Source organism: Rhodococcus sp. Q, from assembly GCF_005503035.1.
Taxonomy (GTDB): domain Bacteria; phylum Actinomycetota; class Actinomycetes; order Mycobacteriales; family Mycobacteriaceae; genus Rhodococcus_G.
Genome location: NZ_SCOY01000004.1, coordinates 77,306 through 96,619, shown reverse-complemented (window position 1 = coordinate 96,619; position 19,314 = coordinate 77,306). Strand labels below are relative to the sequence as shown.

20 protein-coding genes are annotated in these 19,314 nt (G+C 68.9%); 4 read left to right on the top strand and 16 right to left on the bottom strand.

Translation table 11 applies throughout. The features are described from left to right. Positions 1-394: 394 nt before the first annotated feature. Both rpsO and FFS72_RS06050 read right to left on the bottom strand, forming a co-directional pair. Positions 395-664, bottom strand: coding sequence for a 30S ribosomal protein S15 (rpsO, locus tag FFS72_RS06055; RefSeq protein ID WP_050066212.1), 270 nt, complete (start codon positions 662-664; stop codon positions 395-397). Between the two features lie 129 nt (positions 665-793). Further along, on the bottom strand, positions 794-1,768 hold the full coding sequence (locus FFS72_RS06050; RefSeq protein WP_171018573.1) for a bifunctional riboflavin kinase/FAD synthetase: 975 nt from the start codon (positions 1,766-1,768) through the stop codon (positions 794-796). A gap of 129 nt (positions 1,769-1,897) precedes the next feature. On the opposite strand from FFS72_RS06050, the gene FFS72_RS06045 reads away from it, so the two are divergent. After that, positions 1,898-2,626, top strand: a complete 729-nt coding sequence (locus FFS72_RS06045; protein ID WP_137873100.1) for a metal-dependent transcriptional regulator — start codon at positions 1,898-1,900, stop codon at positions 2,624-2,626. 5 nt (positions 2,627-2,631) lie between these two features. Here the strand turns inward: FFS72_RS06045 and truB are convergent, their stop codons facing one another. From truB to rimP, 11 genes are all read right to left on the bottom strand, one after another. Further along, on the bottom strand, positions 2,632-3,552 hold the full coding sequence (gene truB, locus FFS72_RS06040) for a tRNA pseudouridine(55) synthase TruB (RefSeq protein ID WP_137873099.1): 921 nt from the start codon (positions 3,550-3,552) through the stop codon (positions 2,632-2,634). Between the two features lie 11 nt (positions 3,553-3,563). Further along, entirely contained in the window at positions 3,564-4,277 is a 714-nt protein-coding gene (gene npt, locus FFS72_RS06035; protein ID WP_137873098.1) for a 4'-phosphopantetheinyl transferase Npt, read from the bottom strand. Continuing rightward, entirely contained in the window at positions 4,274-5,200 is a 927-nt protein-coding gene (locus tag FFS72_RS06030) for a metallophosphoesterase family protein (RefSeq protein ID WP_137873097.1), read from the bottom strand. Before FFS72_RS06030 ends, npt begins: the two co-directional genes overlap by 4 nt. Before the next feature lie 5 nt (positions 5,201-5,205). Continuing rightward, positions 5,206-6,636 (bottom strand): MATE family efflux transporter, encoded by a 1,431-nt coding sequence (locus tag FFS72_RS06025; protein ID WP_137873243.1) that lies wholly within the window; start codon positions 6,634-6,636, stop codon positions 5,206-5,208. Then, entirely contained in the window at positions 6,629-7,627 is a 999-nt protein-coding gene (locus FFS72_RS06020; RefSeq protein WP_137873096.1) for a DHH family phosphoesterase, read from the bottom strand. The genes FFS72_RS06025 and FFS72_RS06020 overlap by 8 nt, the downstream gene beginning before the upstream one ends. A 9-nt stretch (positions 7,628-7,636) precedes the next feature. Beyond that, on the bottom strand, positions 7,637-8,098 hold the full coding sequence (gene rbfA, locus FFS72_RS06015; RefSeq protein ID WP_137873095.1) for a 30S ribosome-binding factor RbfA: 462 nt from the start codon (positions 8,096-8,098) through the stop codon (positions 7,637-7,639). A gap of 174 nt (positions 8,099-8,272) precedes the next feature. Further along, positions 8,273-8,563: a DUF503 domain-containing protein gene (locus tag FFS72_RS06010; protein ID WP_137873094.1), complete on the bottom strand. Its 291-nt coding sequence runs from the start codon at positions 8,561-8,563 to the stop codon at positions 8,273-8,275. A gap of 77 nt (positions 8,564-8,640) precedes the next feature. Beyond that, on the bottom strand, positions 8,641-11,517 hold the full coding sequence (gene infB / locus FFS72_RS06005; protein WP_137873093.1) for a translation initiation factor IF-2: 2,877 nt from the start codon (positions 11,515-11,517) through the stop codon (positions 8,641-8,643). Between the two features lie 156 nt (positions 11,518-11,673). Beyond that, positions 11,674-12,018: a YlxR family protein gene (locus FFS72_RS06000; RefSeq protein ID WP_137873242.1), complete on the bottom strand. Its 345-nt coding sequence runs from the start codon at positions 12,016-12,018 to the stop codon at positions 11,674-11,676. A 45-nt stretch (positions 12,019-12,063) separates the two neighbouring features. Further along, on the bottom strand, positions 12,064-13,095 hold the full coding sequence (gene nusA, locus FFS72_RS05995) for a transcription termination factor NusA (RefSeq protein WP_137873092.1): 1,032 nt from the start codon (positions 13,093-13,095) through the stop codon (positions 12,064-12,066). Then, entirely contained in the window at positions 13,092-13,673 is a 582-nt protein-coding gene (gene rimP / locus FFS72_RS05990; protein WP_137873091.1) for a ribosome maturation factor RimP, read from the bottom strand. The genes nusA and rimP overlap by 4 nt, the downstream gene beginning before the upstream one ends. A 268-nt stretch (positions 13,674-13,941) precedes the next feature. On the opposite strand from rimP, the gene FFS72_RS05985 reads away from it, so the two are divergent. Both FFS72_RS05985 and FFS72_RS05980 read left to right on the top strand, forming a co-directional pair. Further along, the gene (locus FFS72_RS05985; RefSeq protein WP_212744326.1) at positions 13,942-14,424 is read left to right on the top strand and encodes a hypothetical protein; all 483 of its coding nucleotides are present in this window, start codon (positions 13,942-13,944) and stop codon (positions 14,422-14,424) included. Beyond that, positions 14,421-14,885: a ferritin-like domain-containing protein gene (locus FFS72_RS05980; protein WP_137873090.1), complete on the top strand. Its 465-nt coding sequence runs from the start codon at positions 14,421-14,423 to the stop codon at positions 14,883-14,885. Before FFS72_RS05985 ends, FFS72_RS05980 begins: the two co-directional genes overlap by 4 nt. Before the next feature lie 15 nt (positions 14,886-14,900). Here the strand turns inward: FFS72_RS05980 and FFS72_RS05975 are convergent, their stop codons facing one another. Next, positions 14,901-16,094, bottom strand: coding sequence for an RtcB family protein (locus FFS72_RS05975; RefSeq protein ID WP_137873089.1), 1,194 nt, complete (start codon positions 16,092-16,094; stop codon positions 14,901-14,903). 99 nt (positions 16,095-16,193) lie between these two features. After that, entirely contained in the window at positions 16,194-17,612 is a 1,419-nt protein-coding gene (locus tag FFS72_RS05970) for a DHA2 family efflux MFS transporter permease subunit (RefSeq protein ID WP_137873088.1), read from the bottom strand. Between the two features lie 103 nt (positions 17,613-17,715). On the opposite strand from FFS72_RS05970, the gene FFS72_RS05965 reads away from it, so the two are divergent. After that, positions 17,716-18,339, top strand: a complete 624-nt coding sequence (locus tag FFS72_RS05965; protein WP_137873087.1) for a TetR/AcrR family transcriptional regulator — start codon at positions 17,716-17,718, stop codon at positions 18,337-18,339. 5 nt (positions 18,340-18,344) lie between these two features. On the opposite strand, the gene FFS72_RS05960 is transcribed toward FFS72_RS05965, so the two are convergent. Then, positions 18,345-19,292, bottom strand: a complete 948-nt coding sequence (locus FFS72_RS05960) for an alpha/beta hydrolase (protein ID WP_137873086.1) — start codon at positions 19,290-19,292, stop codon at positions 18,345-18,347. Positions 19,293-19,314: the final 22 nt, after the last annotated feature.

Below are 19,314 nucleotides of genomic sequence, written 5' to 3'. Positions count from 1 at the left end.
CTTTCTCTTCTCTCCCTCTCGTCTTCGCCGTATCCGCATGGACGTGGCCGCCCTCCTGGCGGTCACGGCGCACCTGCCGGGTGCATTCCCTCTTTCGCGGAGGCGGCCATCGATCGAAGCCAATCGCAGGTCACCCCTCGTGGGTGATCGTCCGAGTGGCCACTACCGAGGACCGACTGCCACTACTGCAGGTACGTACGGCGGGATCCCTCGTGGATCCGATGGTTCGCGATGGAACCGGTCTGTCCGATGACTCGGGTCGCTTTCGATCCGGCCATCCGACAAACACCGGTAGCCAACGAGGTCAGTCTAAGCACTCGCCTCGTTGGCTACCGGGATGTTCACGTCCGGATCGGTGCGCTGTGTCGCGCATTCGCCCGGTGCGTCGAATCTTTTATCGGCGCAGGCCCAGACGCTCGATGAGCGAACGGTAACGCGCGATGTCGACCTTCTGAACGTACTTGAGCAGACGACGACGGCGTCCAACCAGCAGCAGCAGGCCGCGGCGGGAGTGGTGGTCGTGCTTGTGCTTCTTCAGGTGCTCGGTGAGGTCGACGATCCGCTTCGTCAGCAGCGCAACCTGCGCCTCCGGCGATCCGGTGTCGGTCTCGTGAACGCCGTACTCGGCGAGGACGGCCTTCTTCTCTTCGGTGGTCAGCGCCACTGTCACTCCTGTTACTGATGTCTGCGCGATGAGAACTCGGAACAAGCCCGAGTGGCGTGGCCACCACAGACCGCAGCACACACCGAGGAAACATCCTACCAGTGCCGGAAGCGGGTCCCGACGCCGCGGTCAGCCCCTCACGTCGGTGCGTGTGAGCAGCTCCCGGGTGTCGTCGACGTCGCGACCCATCTGCGCGATCAGCGAGTCGACCGAGTCGAACTTCTCCATGCCGCGCAGGCGCCGGACGAAGTCGACCGCCACGTGCTGGCCGTACAGATCCGCTGACGCGTCGAGGATGTACGCCTCGACGGTGCGCGTCCGACCCGAGAACGTCGGATTCGTGCCGACGGACACCGCAGCCATGTGCGCAACCCCCGGCTCCAAGGACCCCGCCACGGGGTCCTGCCCCAGCACCGTGAACCAGGCCGCGTAGACGCCGTCCGCGGGAATCGCGGCGTGTTCCGGCGGCGAGATGTTGGCCGTGGGGAAACCCAGGTCTCGGCCACGGCGCTCACCGTGCACGACGACACCCTCGACGCGGTGCGGTCGACCCAGCGCCTCGGCCGCGGCCGACACGTCACCGGCGTCGACGCAGGACCGGATGTAGGTCGACGAGAACGTGACCGCGTGCTCCGCGACCAGGTTCACCCCGTCGACAGCGAACCCGAAACGCGATCCGATCTGCCGCAGCAGGTCGACCGTGCCGGCCGCCTTCCGACCGAAGGTGAAGTTCTCCCCCACGACGACCTCGGCGACGTGTAACCGCTCGACCAGGATCTCGTGCGCGTACTGCTCCGGGCTCAGCTTCATGAACTCCGAGGTGAACGGGACGACGCAGAACACGTCGATTCCCAACTCCTCCGCCAGTTCGGACCGCCGACGCAGCGTCGTCAACTGCGCCGGGTGACTGCCCGGCCGCACGACCTCCATCGGGTGTGGGTCGAAAGTCATGAGCACACTGGGAATTCCGCGTTCGCTCGCCGACTTCACCGCACGGCTGATCAACTGCGCATGCCCACGATGCACACCGTCGAAGACGCCGATCGTGAGTACGCAGCGGCCCCAGTCGGCTGGAACGTCGTCGAGCCCTCGCCATCTCTGCACGCACCGAAGCCTACGACCCGCCGCCGCGAGCGTCACCTTCGGTGGGTCTTCCGGTGTCTCCGCGCCCACACGGATGCCTCGGCAGGTGTCGAAGTGCCACACCGCCTGTGCATTGCCTAAGCTCGTTCCGTGCCTGAGCGTAGAAACCAATCGGACAGATCAGCGGAAGGGGTCGCGCCATCGGCCGGCCGTGCGCCGTCGCTCACGACGGTCGCGCAGGACTATCTGAAGGTGATCTGGACCGCGGGCGAATGGTCGGGTGAACAGGTTTCGACGAAAATGCTCGCCGAGCGCATCGGTGTCTCGGCGTCGACGGTGTCCGAGGCGATCCGAAAGCTGTCCGATCAGGGCCTCGTCGACCACGCCAAGTACGGGTCGATCTCGCTGACCGACAGTGGCCGCGCCGCCGCCGTCGCCATGGTCCGCAGGCACCGTCTCATCGAGACGTACCTCGTCGGCGAACTCGGCTACGGCTGGGACGAGGTGCACGACGAGGCCGAGGTTCTCGAACACGCCGTCTCCGACCTGATGATCGAACGTATCGACGCCAAGCTCGGACATCCGGAACGCGACCCTCACGGCGATCCGATCCCCGCGGCCGACGGCACCATCCCGGCGCCGCAGGCACGTCAGCTGAGCGAACTCGCCGACGGCCAGTCCGGCACGGTGGCCCGGATCTCCGACTCGGACCCTGCGATGCTCAGGTACTTCGACAGCGTCGGCATCTGCCTCGACCTGACGATCACCGTGCTCGAACGGCGCGACTTCGCGGGCACCGTGTCGGTGCAGCTCGGCAACGGGTCCGTCATCGAGCTGGGAAACCTTGCTGCCGAGGCGATCTGGATCGTCGAGCGCTGATCCGACTAGAGGCCGCGCAACGTAGCGGGACGCACCACCATCACCGAACTCGCCCTCCTGCCACGCTCCTGCAGCAGCGCGATGGTGTGTCCGGTCGGGTCGATGGCCGCGTAGGTACCGGGGATGCCGATCGGGTCGAGCCAGCGGCCCTGGCTGATCGACTCCGCTTCCTCGGCCGAGATCTGACGGTGCTCGAACGCCGTCTGGCAGGCCTGGTCGATGTCGAGGCTCACGGACGGATCCTCGGCCAACTGCTCCAGCGTGCGGGCGTGGTCGAGGGTGAACGGGCCGACGCGGGTCCGCCGCAACACCGTGAGGTGCCCGCCGACACCGAGAGCAGCGCCGAGGTCACGGGCCAGTGCGCGGACGTAGGTTCCGGACGAGCACTCGACCTCGACGTCGAGGTCGACGAACGACTCCACACGCCGCGACGCCGTCACGTCGAAGCGGTCCACCGTGACCGGCCGGGCCGCGAGCTCGAAGTCCTCGCCGTCGCGGACCAGTTTGTGCGCGCGCTGCCCGTCCACCTTGATCGCGCTCACCCGTGTCGGGACCTGCTCGATGGCACCGGTCAGCGTCGCGATCACAGTCGCGACCTCGCCGTCCGTGACGCCGGACGCATCGGCAGTGCTGAGCACTTCGCCCTCCGCGTCGTCGGTGGTCGTGGCCTGACCGAGCCGGATCGTCGCGGTGTACGCCTTCGTGGTCAGCGACAGGAGGCCGAGCAGTTTCGTGGCCCGCTCGACTCCGAGCACCAGCACACCCGTCGCCATCGGATCCAGCGTGCCCGCGTGCCCGACCTTGCGAGTCTGCAGGATCTTGCGGCACCGGGCGACGACGTCGTGACTGGTCATCCCGCCGTCCTTGTCGACGATCAGCAGCCCGGCGCCGTGGAGGCCGGAGGACGGGGGACGGTGAGCAGACACGGGTTTCGAGCCTACTGGACGGTGATCGCGGCGATCACCAGGCCGTCGTCGACCAGCCACCGGCCGTCGAAGGAGGTCAGCGGCGGACCCGACACCGTCTCCCCCGGCACCAGGAGCTCGGTGTGGAAGGTGCCGGTGGTCCCGTCCTGACCCGAGCGCTCGAGCGCGAAGGTGATGTGGGCGTCCTCGAATCCGAGCCAGCGGTGCGTAAGCGGGAACCACGCCTTGTACGTTGCTTCCTTCGCACAGAACAGCAACCGGTCCCAGTGGATGTCGGTGCCAGCAGCGTCGGGCCGCTCGTTCAACACAGCGGCGGGCCGCTCGCTCAGCACGGTGGACAGCCAGTCACGTTCGGCGGGCAGGCTGACGGCGTCGAGCACGCCGTCCGGCAGCGGTCCGTGCGGCTCGGCGTCGATGCCGACGGAGCGCACGGCCATCGAGTACCCGAGGACCGCGCCGCGGTAGCCGTCGCAGTGCGTCAGGCTGCCGACCACCCCACGGGGGAAGAGCGGAACCCCTCTCTCGCCCTTGAGGATCGGTGCCGGGTCGACGCCGAGCTTGCCCATCGCCTGCCGGGCGCAGTGCCGGACGCTGATGAACTCTCGGCGACGCTTCTCCACTGCGCGCGCGATCAGCGCGGCCTCGCTCGGATGCGGCTCGAGTTCGGGCGGATCGGAGAACAGCTCGGCGTACTCGACACCGGTCGGAAGAATCTTCTCGATCACGCGCGCGCCGCCCTCATCCGCTCCATCTCCGCTTCCTGCTCGGGGGTCACCTTGAAATGACCGCCCCACTTGTTGAGAGTTCCCGGCGCATAGTCCGGGACCGGGAGAATCTGCCGCAGCAACCGCTCCGGCAGCCCGCGGCGCTGCCACTCACGCGGATAGCCGAGGGACACCTCCTCGAATCGGACGCCGTCGTACCAGGTGGTCCGCGGGATGTGCAGGTGCCCGTACACGCTGCAGATCGCGTTGTAGCGGGTGTGCCAGTCCGCGGTCTGCTCGGTGCCGCACCACAGCGAGAACTCCGGGTAGAGCAGCACTCGCGTCGGTTCGCGCACGAGCGGGAAATGATTGATCAGCACCGTCGGAATCGACAGGTCCAGCGCGTCGAGTCGGGCCCTCGTCGACTCCAGCCGGGCCGCGCACCACGCATCGCGGGTGGCGTACGGCTCGGACGAGAGCAGGAACTCGTCGGTGGCGACGACGTTCTTGTCCCGCGCGAACTCGAGCGCCTCCTCCTTGGTCCGCGTTCCCTCGGGCCGAAACGTGTAGTCGTACAGCAGGAACATCGGCACCAGCGTCGCCGGGCCGCCCTCCCCCTCCCACACCGGGTACGGGTCCTCCGGGGTGACGACTCCGAGCTCCCGGCACATCGTGACCAGATAGTCGTAGCGGGCCACTCCGTGGATCTGGACCGGGTCCTTCGCCGTCGTCCACAGTTCGTGGTTGCCAGGAACCCAGATCACCTTCTCGAACCGCCCGCGGAGCGTCTTCAGCGCCCACGCGATGTCGTCGGTCTTCTCGGAGACGTCACCCGCGAGGATCAGCCAGTCCTGCGGTGACTCCGGGTACAGCTCCTCGGTGATCGGCCGGTTGCCGCGATGCCCGACATGGGTGTCGCTCACCGCCCACAATTTGCGTGTCACGCTCTCTACCTTTCCACCTGAACATCGCCGCTCGCGTCTGCCCGAGCACCCCGCTGGATGTCGGCACCGCCGACGTCCCGCTGAATGTCGGCACCGCCGACGGCCCAACGCCCTGTACGCACCCGCCACACCACCGCGAACATCCGCAACACCAGGAACACCGTCAGGCCCGTCCAGATTCCGGCGAGTCCCCAGTCGAACACCAGCGACAGCCAGATGAGCGGCAGGAATCCGACAACGGCGCACCCCAGGGTGGCATTGCGGAGGAACTTCGCGTCACCCGCCCCGAGCAGCACCCCGTCGAGTGCGAAGACGACTCCCGCGACCGGCATGATCGCGACGAAGAACCACCACGCCACGTCCACCTGGTCCTGGACGCCTGCGTCGGCGGTGAAGAGCGCCGGGATCACGGCGTGCCCGAGCGCGAACATCGCGGCAAGGACGGATGCGAACACCGTCGACCAGCCCGTGAGGCGCCGCGCCAACCCCTTGGCACCGGCCACTCGTCCCGCCCCGAGCGCGGCGCCGACCAGTGTCTGGGCGGCGATGGCCAGCGAATCGAGGGTGAGGGCCACGAGGTTCCACAGCTGCAACACCACCTGGTGCGCCGCCACCGAGGCAGCCCCGAAACGGGCAGCCACCGCGGCCGCGGAGAGGAAGCAGGCCTGGAACGCCAGGCTCCGCAGGATCAGGTCGCGGCCGAGGACCAGCTGCGCACGCATGACCGAGGGCTGCGGCCGCAGCGGCACGCCCGAACGCACCACCGCGACGACGAAGCAGGTCGCCGTCACCACCTGACCCGCGACGTTCGCGATCGCGGAACCCACCAGTTCCAGGCGCGGCGCTCCGGCCAGGCCGTGCACCAACAGCGGACACAGAATCGCGGACAGCGCGAGCCCCGCCAGCACGAACCGCAGCGGCCGCAGAGTGTTCTGCACGCCCCGCATCCAGCCGTTGCCCGCCATCGCGATCAGGATCAGTGGTGCACCGAACACCGCGACCCGCAGCCACGACAGCGCCGCATCGGCGATGTCGTCGCCTCCCGCGATCACTGCGGTCACCGGCCTCGCGAACAACTGAACGGCAGCGACGATCAGCAGTCCGATCCCGGCCGCGAGCCACGTCGCCTGCACGCCCTCGGCGATCGCTCCGCGCTCGTCACCCGAGCCGTGCAGCCGGGACGCCCGCGCGGTTGTGCCGTACGACAGGAACGTCAACTGGGTACTGACCTGGGCCAGGATCAATCCGCCGACCGCGAGGCCTGCGAGGGCCAGAGCGTCGAGATGACCGACGACGGCAATATCGAAGAGCAGGTAGAGGGGCTCGGCGGCGAGCACCCCGAGCGCGGGCACCGCCAGGCCCAGGATTCTGCGGGCCGACGGCCGGTCGGAAGCTCCGACGCCCGTCGTCCCGTCCCCCGCGACCGCGTCAGCCAATGGTGTCCAGCAGGCCGGCCACCACGGCGTCCGCGTCACCTTCCGCGGTGTAGCCGGACGCGAACCGGTGCCCACCGCCTCCGAGACGACCCGCCACCTCGGACACGTCGATCGCGGCCTTCGAACGCAACGACACGGACCACACGCCGGGCACGTTCTCCTTGAACACCGCCGCGACCTCGGCCTGCGCGGTCGTGCGCACGATGTCGATGACGGACTCGATCTCCTCGGCGCCCATCCCTGTGGTGTCGTGATGCCGGACCAGCGCGTAGACCAGGCCCAGGCCGCCGACCGCCTCGGGCACCAACTGCGCCGACCCCAGAACGGAGGACAGCATCGGCAACCAACCGAACGGGTGCGTGTCGAGGAGGCGGCGCGTGATCTCCGCGGAGTCGATTCCGGTGTCGATGAGACGTTCCGCCAGAGCGTGGGTCCCCGGCTGCACCCACCGGAACGACCCGGTGTCGGTGGCGAGTCCGGCGAACAGGCAGTGCGCGATGTCCCGGTCGATCTCGACGTCCCACAGATCGAACAGTCGGCTCAGCACCGCCGCCGTCGCCTCGGCGGTGTCGTCGATCAGGTTGTACCGCCCGTACCGGGTGTTGGACCGGTGATGGTCGATGACGAGCGTGCTTCCCGCGGTGTCCAGCCGACCACCGAGCGACCCGAGCCTGCCGCGGCTGCCGCAGTCCACCGTCACGACCAGATCGACGGCCTCGGCGACCTCGTCGCGCGGAACGAGCAGTTCGATGCCCGGCAGTGTCCGCATCGACTCCGGCAGCGCATCGGGCTGCGCGAACGACACCTGAACCGGCGTACCGCGACGATCGAGAGCGATCGCCAGTGCGAGCCCGCTGCCGATGGTGTCCGCATCGGGCTGGACGTGGCAGAGCACCGTCACCGAACGGGCCTCCGACAGCAACTCGACCGCGCCGGCCAGGTCGATGTCGGCGGGCTCCTGTGGGCGCGTGGGCTGCGACGTCACGGTCATCGCCGAACCCTAGTCGCGGTCGGCGTCATCGTCGTCCGCGGCGCGGGACTCCTTGTACGGGTCCTCCTCGCCTGCGTGCGACGCACCCTCGCGGGCCTTGGCCACCTCGTCGTCCGCGGCGCGGGCCCGGGCCAGCAGCTCTTCCATGTGGCGTGCCGTGTGGGGAACGGTGTCCGCGACGAACGCCAACGTCGGAGTGAACCGAACACCGGTTCCTGCGCCGACCTTCGACCTGAGCACACCGGTCGCCTTGGCCAACCCGGCCGCGGCGCCCTCGAAGTCGGGTTCGCTGTCGAGGTCGACACCACGAACGGTGTAGTACACCGTCGCGTCGTGCAGATCCGCCGTCACCTTGGCGTCCGTGATGGTGACGTAGTCGAGTCGAGGATCCTTGATCTCCTGATCGATCGCCGACGCCACGATCGTCGAGATGCGCTTGGCGAGCTTGCGTGCTCGTGCCGGATCTGCCATGACCGAAGTCCCTTCTTCACACGACGGCGGGCCGTCTAGAACAACACGACGGCCGGACCGCCGAAACCACACGACGGCCGAGCCGCCGAATTCACCGACGGCATCGCCGTCGGGTCGATCAATTGGACTACACAGTGAATCGAACTACACCGGAGGCTCAACTGGAACCGGAAGTCAGTCCTCGGGACCGAAGATCCGCCTGCGTGCAGACAGTAGTTGCAGCTCCGGTCGGGCCGCGACGGTGCGCTCGCAGGTGTCGAGGATCTCCCCGACATGTCCCACGTCGACCCCCGCGACAGCCACCCCGATGTGGGCGCGTCGGTAGAGGTCGTGGTCGCCGGTCTCGGCCACCGACACGCCATAGCGGGCCAGGGCTGCGATCACGGGCTTGACCACGGATCTCTTCTCCTTCAGCGACCTGACGTCGCCGAGCAGAACGTCCAACTCGAGGGCACCGAGATACAACGAACCTCCCGATCGTCTGACTAACAGGCCGAACCCCGCGGGCCACGAATCTCTCGTGGCCCGCGGGTTCTCGGAGCCTAGTCGCGCGGCTTCTCGCGAAGCTCGTACGCCTCGATCACGTCACCGACCTTGATGTCGTTGTACGTGACGGTCAGACCGCACTCGTAACCCTCGCGCACCTCGGTGGCGTCATCCTTCTCCCGCTTGAGCGAGGAGATGGTGATCGTCTCCGCGACAACGACGTTGTCACGCAGCAAGCGCGCCTTGGCGTTGCGCCGCATGATGCCGGAGGTGACGAGGCAGCCCGCGATGTTGCCGACCTTGGAGGACCGGAACATGGCGCGGATTTCCGCCTTGCCGAGCTCGACCTCTTCGTAGATCGGCTTGAGCATGCCCTTGAGGGCCTTCTCGATCTCGTCGATGGCCTGGTAGATCACCGAGTAGTACCGGATGTCGACGCCCTCGCGGTTGGCGAGCTCGGTGGCCTTGCCCTCCGCGCGGACGTTGAAGCCGATGATGATCGCGTTCGACGCCGACGCCAGGTTGACGTTGGTTTCGGTGATGCCACCGACGCCGCGGTCGATGACCCGGAGCTGAACCTCGTCGTCGATCTGGATGCCGAGCAGTGCCTCTTCCAGGGCCTCCACGGTGCCGGAGTTGTCGCCCTTGAGGATGAGGTTGAGCTCGTTGTGCTCCTTGAGCGCCGCATCCAGATCTTCCAGGCTGATCCGCTTGCGGCTGCGTGCTGCGAGCGCGTTGCGCTTGCGGGCGTTACGCCGGTCCGCGATCTGCCGGGCGATCCGGTCCTCGTCGACGACGAGCAGGTTGTCGCCTGCACCGGGCACCGACGTGAAGCCGATGACCTGGACGGGACGCGACGGGAGCGCCTCGAGGACGTCCTCGCCGTGCTCGTCGACCATGCGCCGGACGCGACCGTAGGCGTCGCCGGCGACGATCGAGTCGCCGACCCGCAGGGTGCCGCGCTGGATGAGCACGGTCGCCACCGGACCACGGCCGCGGTCGAGGTGCGCCTCGATGGCGACACCCTGGGCGTCCATGTCCGGGTTGGCGCGCAGGTCGAGCGACGCGTCCGCGGTGAGGAGCACGGCTTCGAGCAGCTGCTCGATGTTCGTACCCTGCTTCGCGGAGATGTCGACGAACATGGTCTCTCCGCCGTACTCCTCGGCGACGAGGCCGTACTCGGTGAGCTGCCCGCGGATCTTGGCCGGGTCGGCACCTTCCTTGTCGATCTTGTTCACCGCGACCACGATCGGCACGTCGGCCGCCTGGGCGTGGTTGATCGCCTCGACCGTCTGCGGCATGACGCCGTCGTCGGCCGCGACCACGAGGATCGCGATGTCGGTGGCCTTCGCACCACGGGCACGCATGGCGGTGAACGCCTCGTGACCCGGGGTGTCGATGAACGTCACCAGACGCTCGACGCCGTCCAGCTCGGTCAGCACCTGGTAGGCGCCGATGTGCTGGGTGATGCCGCCCGCCTCGCCCTCGCGGACGTTGGCCTTGCGGATCGTGTCGAGCAGGCGGGTCTTGCCGTGGTCGACGTGACCCATGACGGTGACCACCGGGGGACGCTGCTCGAGGTCTTCCTCGCCGCCTTCGTCCTCGCCGTAGGTGAGGTCGAACGACTCGAGGAGCTCGCGGTCCTCGTCCTCCGGGCTGACGACCTGAACGACGTAGTTCATCTCGCCGCCGAGCAGCTCGAGGGTCTCGTCGTTGACGGACTGCGTCGCCGTGACCATCTCACCCAGGTTGAACAGCGCCTGGACCAGGGCCGACGGGTTGACGTCGATCTTCTCGGCGAAGTCCGACAGGGACGCACCGCGAGCGAGACGGATGGTCTCGCCGTTGCCGCGGGGCAGCCGCACGCCACCGACGGCGGGTGCCTGCATGGAGTCGTACTCTTGCCGCTTCTGACGCTTCGACTTGCGGCCACGACGGGGCGCGCCACCGGGACGACCGAACGCGCCTGCCGCGGCACCACGCTGGCCGGGACGGCCACCGCCGCCACCGGGACGACCGCGGAAACCACCTGCGGGAGCTCCACCGGGAGCCGGAGCACCACCGGTACCGGGGGCGCCGCCGCGGTAGCCTCCGCCACCGCCGCCGGGACGTCCACCGGGACCACCCGGACGACCGCCACCGGGGCGGCCTGCGCCGGGCGCGGGACGGGACGACCGTGCGGGCATGGCACCCGGGTTCGGGCGCGGAGGCATCGAGCCGGGGCTCGGACGCGGGCCACCCTGGCCGGGAGCCGGGCGGGGACCGCCGGGACCTGCCGCGGGACGCGGTGCGCCCGGAGCGGGACGCGGACCTGCCTGGCCGGGGCCGGGGCGGGGTCCACCGGGACGCGGTGCACCGGGAGCGGGACGCGGGGCCGGACGCTCGGCCGGAGCCGACGAGTACGGGTTGTTACCGACGCGCGGCGCCTTCGGGCCGGGCTTCGGGCCTGCTGCCGCCGGACGCGGTGCGGCCGGTCGGGGTGCCGGAGCCGGCGCCGGTGCTGCTGCCGCAGCCGGGGCTGCCGGTGCAGCGGGGGCCGCCGGTGCAGCGGGCGCTGCCGGAGCCGGAGCCGCAGGCTTCGGGCCCGGAACCGCAGGCTTGGGCGCCGCGGACACCGGGGTGGGTGCCGGAGCCGGTGCGGGCGCTGCCGCGGCCGGAGCAGCGGGCGCGGGTGCGCTCGGCTTCGGTCCGGGACGGGGGCCGCCGGGCTTGGCGGTGGTGGCCGGCTTTGCGGCCTCGGGACGCGATGCGGACGGGGCCGCCTCGCCCTTGGCCGACGGGAACGATTCCCGCAGCCGTCGCGCGACCGGTGCCTCCACGGTGGAAGACGCCGATTTCACGAATTCGCCCTGCTCCTTGAGCCGAGCGAGAAGTTCCTTGCTGGTGACACCGAGTTCCTTGGCCAACTCGTGCACGCGGGCCTTGCCTGCCACTGCTCTCCTCTACTGAGAGGCCGAGCGTGGCTGGTGCCCGCGCGACCTCGGGTTAACTCCGATGGACGATCATCGTTGGTGCTTCACGGTGTGCTCATGAGTGTGTTTGCCTGACTCTGCTCGAGAGATTGCCCTGTAGTTCCGGGCACTCCCGGACTACGAGGTACTGCTCTGTTGTGGATGCGGCTCATTCGCAAGATCCGAATCGATCGAGCTACCGAGGGCCGCCGTGTCCAGGCTTCCGGACACTCGAAGCGCTCTTCCGAACGCTCGACGCTTCTCTGCCTGACTCAGGCATTTCCGGTCGGGATGCAACCACGCACCTCGTCCGGGAAGCCTGCGCCGCGGATCCGGCACCACCATCCAGCCGTCCGGCTGGACCTGTCGTGCCACGACCCTCAGCAGATCAGCGGCTGGCGCGAGTTGCCGACATCCGATGCACGTACGGACCGGATCACCGGAACGTAGGCGCACTTCTGCCGAGTGCTCATGCCGAGCCATTGACCACTCTACCGCTGTTGTCCACTGAAACACGCATGGCGTCCTCTAGGACCGCGCGCGGGGCGCGTCGGAAGCCGATCCGTCGGTCGGTGCGGCATCACTTCGGATGTCGATCCGCCATCCCGTCAGCCGCGCAGCCAGACGGGCGTTTTGCCCCTCTTTACCGATCGCGAGGGACAGCTGGAAGTCGGGAACGACCACACGGGCGGCCCTGGCCTCGGCATCGACAACTGTGACGGACACCACCTTCGAGGGCGAGAGTGCGTTTCCGACGAACTTCGCCGGGTTCTCGTCGAAGTCGATGATGTCGATCTTCTCACCTGCGAGTTCGCTCATGACGTTGCGCACGCGCTGTCCCATCGGCCCGATGCACGCGCCCTTGGCGTTCAGCCCGGACACGCGCGAGGCGACAGCGATCTTCGACCGGTGACCGGCCTCGCGGGCGACCGCGACGATCTCCACCGAACCGTCCGCGATCTCGGGCACCTCGAGTGCGAACAACTTCCGAACCAGGTTCGGATGCGTCCGGGACAGTGTGATCTGCGGGCCGCGCTGACCGCGGGTGACACCGACGACGTAGCACTTGATCCGCTCGCCGTGCTCGTAGACCTCGCCGGGGACCTGCTCGGCGGCGGGCAGGATTCCTTCGGTGCCGTGAGCTTCGCTTCCGATCCGCACGACGACGACACCCCGTGCGTTGGCTCGGGTGTCGCGTTGGATGACGCCGCCGACGATCTCGCCCTCGTGGGTGGCGAACTCGCCGAAACTCTTCTCGTTCTCGGCGTCGCGGAGACGTTGCAGGATGACCTGACGCGCGGTGGTCGCGGCGATCCGGCCGAAACCCTCGGGGGTGTCGTCCCACTCTTCGCCGACGACGTTGCCGTCACCGTCGACCTCGTGCGCCATCACGCGGACGAGTCCCGTCTTGGTGTCGACGTCGATCCGGGCGTGCGGCTGGTGCCCCTCGGTGTGCCGATATGCGGTGAGGAGCGCACTCTTGATCGTCTCGATGATCGTGTCGACCGAAACGCCCTTGTCGTCCTCGATCGCGCGCAACACCGACATGTCGATATTCACTTGTCTAACCCTCCACCTTCGATGTCGTCGTCTGTCTCGATGCCTTCGGTGACCTCGCCCGCGGCGGCACGCCCCGCGGCCAGGCCACCGGCCAGTTCCATTTCCTGCGCGTTCGGCGGCGAGAACTCCACCTGCACCACGGCCTTCACCACGTCGGCCAGCGCGATCTCGCGGACCACGGGACCGCCCTTGGCCGGCACCACGAGGTCGACCACGCCGTCACCGAGCGCTCCGACCCGCGCGAGCACCTGCTCGTCGCCGATCTCGACCCGGACCCGGCGCCCCTGTGCACGACGCCAGTGACGCGGCTCGGTCAGCGGACGGTCGATGCCGGGTGACGTCACCTCGAGGGTGTACGGGGCTTCTCCGAACTCCGTCGCGGCGTCGAGTCGCTCGGAGATCTGCCTGCTGAGTTCGGCGACGTCGTCGAGATCGAGACCGCTGTCGCTGTCGACCATCACCCGGACCACACTTCGGCTGCCCGCCTTGCTGACCGTCACGTCCTCCAGGTCGTAGCCCTGGTCGGGCATCAGATCGGCGAGAAGCTCGATCACCCTCTCCCTCGACGGAACCGGCATCAGTGGAGCTCCTCGTTCAGTTGTGGTCGTCAGCACGCAGTCGGAACATGAAACATGCGCCGCGGAGACACTCGTGGCCGCCGGGCGTGAGAATCCAGGATAACCCGACCGACGGCCCCTCGGTGACCACGGCAAGCGTGCCGAGTCGACGGCAGGCGGGCGACGCCAGGCGTGCCTGGCGAGACGCACCGGCGCACCTGACAAGATGTGCGGCGTGCCAACAGCCCCCACTCCAGCGTCGTACACCGGCGCATCCATACATCGGAAGTTGTCTCGACGCACGGCGCTGAGGTTCGGTGCCGTCGTGGTCGGGTTCGCCGCCGCGGCAGGCGCCGCGGGGTGTGCAGGCACGGACGACGACGGCACCGCCGAACCCGATCCGCTCCTCGCCGCGCTGGACGCCGCCCGCCGGGACGCTCAGGCCGCCTCGGCCGCGGCCGCCGTGGCACCCGACCGCGCCGCGGCCCTCGCGGTGATCGCCTCGGAACGGACCGCGCACGCGGACGCGCTCGCCACCGAGATCGCCCGCGCCGCAGGCGAGGACCCGGACTCCCCGTCTGCCACCACCACCGCGTCGGCGACGCCGACGACGCCCGTGACGCCGCCGTCGGTCGAGGACCTGCGGGCGATGCTGGCCGAATCCCAGCGCGGCGCAGCGTCACTCGCGCGCACACTCGACGGCTACCGCGCGGGCCTCACCGGGTCGATCAGCGCGGCCCTCGGAACACAACAGGCGGTACTGCTGCGATGACCTCTCCGACCACCCCCGCGAAGTCCGCCCTGGGCCCGGAGCAGCAGGCTCTGGTCGATGCCCTGCGTGCCGAGCACGCCGCGATCTTCGCCTACGGCATCGTGGCCGCCTATTCCAATCCGACCAGGGCGGGCCAGATCGCGGCGGACACGGCCGCGCACCGCGCCCGCCGCGACGCGACGATCGACGCACTGACCGCCGCGGCGGTCGCCGCTCCGCCCACCGAGCCGGGCTACACGGTCCCGTTTCCGGTGACCGAGCCGACGGCGGCGATCCGCCTGGCCGTCGAGGTCGAGGAGGACACCGCGACGGCGTGGCTGTCGGTGATCGAGCGGGCGCAGTCCGAGTCGACGCGCTCGACGGCCGTCGACGCCCTCACCGAGTCCGCGGTCCGGGCGGCGAACTGGCGCGCCGTGCTCGGTGTCGCCCCGCCGACCGTCGCCTTCCCCGGCCGGCCCTGAGGTTTCCCCGACGCCTCAGGTTCCCTTCACGTTGAGGATCTGCCGCAGTTCGTGGACGATGCGCACGAGATCGCGCGCATCGTCCATGACGACGTCGATCTCCTTGTAGGCGTCGGGGATCTCGTCGATGAACTCGGCGCTGTCGCGGTACTCGATGCCGACCATCCGCGCCCGCAGATCGTCCTGTGTGAAACGCCTCTTCGCCTCCGTGCGGGAGAACCGACGTCCGGCGCCGTGGGGCGCCGAACACAGGCCGTCGGCATTGCCGAGACCCTCCACGACGTACGAGTGGGTGCCCATCGACCCCGGGATCACGGCCCGCACCCCGGCGTGGGCGTCGACGGCACCCTTCCGGGTCAGCCACACCTGCTCGCCGCCGTGCGTCTCCTGGCGGGTGTAGTTGTGGTGACAGTTGGTTCGCTCCGTCTCGCGATGATCGGACACACCCATCCACCGCGCGAACACGACACCGAACCGGTCCATCATCTCGGCGCGGTTGAGGTAGGCGAAACGCTGCGCCCAGTGCAGGTCCGTCAGGTACCGGTCGAACTCGGCGGTGCCCTCGGTCAGGTACGCGAGGTCGCGGTTGGGCAGGTCCACACCGACGCACATCCGCTGCGCAACGCGGATGTGGTGCTGCGCGATCTTGTTGCCCACTCCCCTGCTTCCGCTGTGCAGGAACAGCCACACCCGATCGGTCTCGTCGAGGCACAGCTCGATGAAATGGTTTCCGCCACCCAGGGATCCGAGCTGGCGACGCCACTTGGGCGAGTGCGTCAGGTCGACGTCGCCGGTTGCGGCGAGCGCCTCGAGCTCCTCGATGCGCCGCGCGGTGAAGTCCCAGTCGCCGGTTCCGCGGTTGTAGTTTCCCGGCGACAGCGGGATCGCGTCCTCGACAGCTTCACGGAGTGCGGCCAGTCCGGTGCCGGTCGCGGCGATGCGCGCGTCGATGTCGTCCTGGGTGAACTCGGTGCGGGCCGCGATCATGCCGCAACCGATGTCGACGCCGACCGCGGCGGGCATGACCGCGCCGCGGGTGGGGATGACGGTTCCGACGGCACTTCCCTTGCCACTGTGAGCGTCCGGCATCAGGGCGACGTGCGGGTGGATGAACGGCATGGCGGCGGTCTGCCGCGCCTGCGCGAGGGTGGACTCCTCGAGCTGGGATGCCCAGCTCATCAGTGCGGGGCCCTCCCGGGTCGGGGTCATGACTGCATTCTCCTTCACGGATTCCGATTTCGCAGCCGGCCGAATGCGGACTGCCCCTGAACCTTTGCACGGCCAGGGCACAGTCCGCATTCGCTTTTCTCAGCTGCGGCTGCGTCCCGGAATCCAGAACGCGGCGACGAGTGCGACGAGCACGGAGACCGCGCCCACCAGCAACGCGGGCTGCAGGGCGTCCGTGTACCCGGTCGGTGTGAGTGTTCCGCCGTTGGCGAGGAACACGGCCGTGAGGATCGCGATGCCCAGTGCGACACCGACTTCCCGGATCGTGGAGTTCACGGAGCTCGCCGTTGCGTGGTCCCGCTCCGGCATGTCGGCGAGCACGGCGGTGGCGCTCGGCGCGAACGTCATACCCATGCCGATTCCGGCCATCGCCAGTGCGGGCACCATCGCGGGATAGCCCGTGCTCGCCTCGAAGACGAACGACATCCACACCAGCGAGGCAGCCTGGAGCGAGAGCCCGGTGACGAGCAGCGCACGGAGGCCGACACGCGGCGCCAGAATCCCCGCGATCGGGGCGACGATCATCGGCGCCGCCGTCCACGGCAGTGTCCGAAGGCCGGCCTGGAACGGGCTGTAGCCCATCACGATCTGCAGGTACTGCGACAGCAGGAACACCGATCCCATCATTCCGAGGGTGAAGGTGAGCCCGATGACGTTGGCGGCGGAGAAGTTGCGCGAACGGAACATGTGCATCGGCATCACCGGATGAGCGGTGCGTGTCTCGCGAATCACGAATGCCACCAGCGCGATCGCTGCGACGGAGAGCGAGCCGATCACCGTCGCCGAGGTCCAGCCGTCGTCGTTGCCGCGGACGATTCCCCACACCCCGAGGAACACGCCGACACCGGCGAGTGCGACGCCGGGCAGGTCGAGCGGTCCGCTCCTCCCCCGAGACTCGCCGAGAGCGCGCAGCGCCAGTGGGACGGCGACGACGGCGACGGGCACGTTGATCCAGAAGATCGCCTGCCACGAGAAGCCGTCCACCACCGCGCCGCCGATGACGGGCCCGAGTGCGACACCGAGGCCGGAGACACCGCCCCACACCCCGATGGCGAGGGCTCGCTTCGCCTCGGGCACGGCGCCGGCGAGGAGGGTGAGCGACAGGGGCATGATCGCGGCCGCTCCGACGCCCTGGACGGTGCGCGCCGCAATCAGCATCTCGGCAGAGGTCGACAGCGCCGACGCGATCGACGCGACTGCGAACACGCCTATTCCCCAGAGGAAGACGCGGCGCCGGCCGAGCCGGTCACCGAGCCCTGCCGCGGCGAGCATGAGTGTCGCGAACGCGAGCGTGTAGGCGTTGAGGAACCACTGCAACTGCTCGACAGAGGCTCCGAGATCGGCCTGGATCACCGGCAGCGCACTGGTCATCACGAGGTTGTCGAGGGTCGCCATGAACATCGGCAGCGACGCTGCCAGCATCGCGAGCCACAGCGGAACGTGCCGGCGCCCCGTGGGCGCTGGCGCAAGCGAGGTGAGTTGGTCTGTCGAAACGGTCATCACAGCTCCCGGAGCGGAGTTACCAGTGGACGCGAAATTTGTAAGCATTGAATGATTACTTAGCTGCCATCGAAGCTAAGGCATCGAGTGATAACCTGTCAACATGCCCGCGACGAAGAGTTCCCGCCCGGCCACCCGCATGAACGCCGCGGATCGCCGCGAACTCGTCCTCGCCGCCGCGACCACCGCGTTCGCGCGCGGCGGCTGGTCCGGAACGAGCACCGACGCCGTCGCCAGGGAGGCAGGCGTCTCCCAGCCCTACGTGGTGCGCATGTTCGGCACCAAGGCCGAACTGTTCCGGGAGGTGTTCGCCCGAGCCCTCGGCCGGATCGTCGACGCCTTCGACACCGAGCTCGATCGCATCGCCGTCGACCCGGACGCCCCGGCGGCAGGCAGCGAGGAGTACTGGTCACGACTGGGTGCCGCATACGGCGACCTGATCGCCGACGGCGACATGCTTCTGGTCCTGATGCACGGCTTCACCGCAGGCGGAACACCGGAGATCGGTGCGCAGGCGCGCGCGGCGATGGCGCAGATCTACACGCTGATCCGGACCCGCACCGGCTGCGCACCCGAGGTCGCCCGCCAGTTCATCGCGAACGGCATGCTGCTCAATGTCCTGCTGGCCATGCGAGCGCCCGAGCACGTCGAGGACGACTCCGCGCTCGCCGAACTCGCCGAGTGCGCGTTCGGCGAATCGCTCCCGGACGCGACCGGCGGTTCGTAGCGAGTTCAGCTCACGGGGATCACGGCCGCGGCGGGACGCGTACCCGCCAGCACGGAACCGACCGCGTCACCGCAGGTCAGAGATTCCGACGCATCGGTGCAGTAGTGCGTGTCCGTGCGGGTTCCGGTTGCCAGATCGCGGGCCCACACGCTCCCGAAGTCGCGCAGCCGCGCCGTGTTCACCGGATCGGGCGCGCACATGGCTCCGACGATTCCGATCAGGTCGGTGTCCTCGCCCTCGACGTCGATGTGGCAACTGCCTCCGAGCAACCGGATGCCGACGAAGTCGGCGCCGAGGGAGGAGAGCGCACCGAAGGAGTTGCCGAAGAGGTTGATCACGCTCGGGCTCGCGGCGACGGTGAGCACAGGGCGGGTGCCCGACGCCGAGACCGACCGCAAGGCCGCCGAGAACCCCTCGGCCGCGACCGGGTCGAACAGCACCGCCCCGGCCAGATCGGGATACCCCTGCTCGACGAGGCCCGCGCCGACCAGTGCCGCGAAGTGTCCGCCGGCGGAATGGCCGCCGACCACGTACCGCTGCGGCAGCGGGGCGCCGTTCGGCGGGACGAGCGTCCGTGCTGCGAGCGCTTCCGCGAATTCGGCTGCAAGCGCCGGGTTTCCCGCGGTCATGTCCTCGTCGAGGCAGACGACCATGAGACCCTGGGCGGCGATCGCCTCGGCGGTGCCGTTCACGTTCGCGCAGCTTCGACTGAAGCCGTGTTCGAGGAGCATGAGGGCGCTCGCCCGGCCGTTCGGGAGGTACCAGACGGCATCGCGCTGCACGCCCGCCACCTCGACGGGCGACTCCACGCATGTGCCCGCCGTCGACACACAGCCACCCGCCGACGACGGAAACGACGACTGGGCGGTCGCCACGGCCGGGGCGACAGCGACCGCGGCCAACAGCATTGCTGCGGCCAGGATGAAGTGGCGGAGCGAGGCGGGACGGAACACGGCGACTCCTGAACTGAAGGGG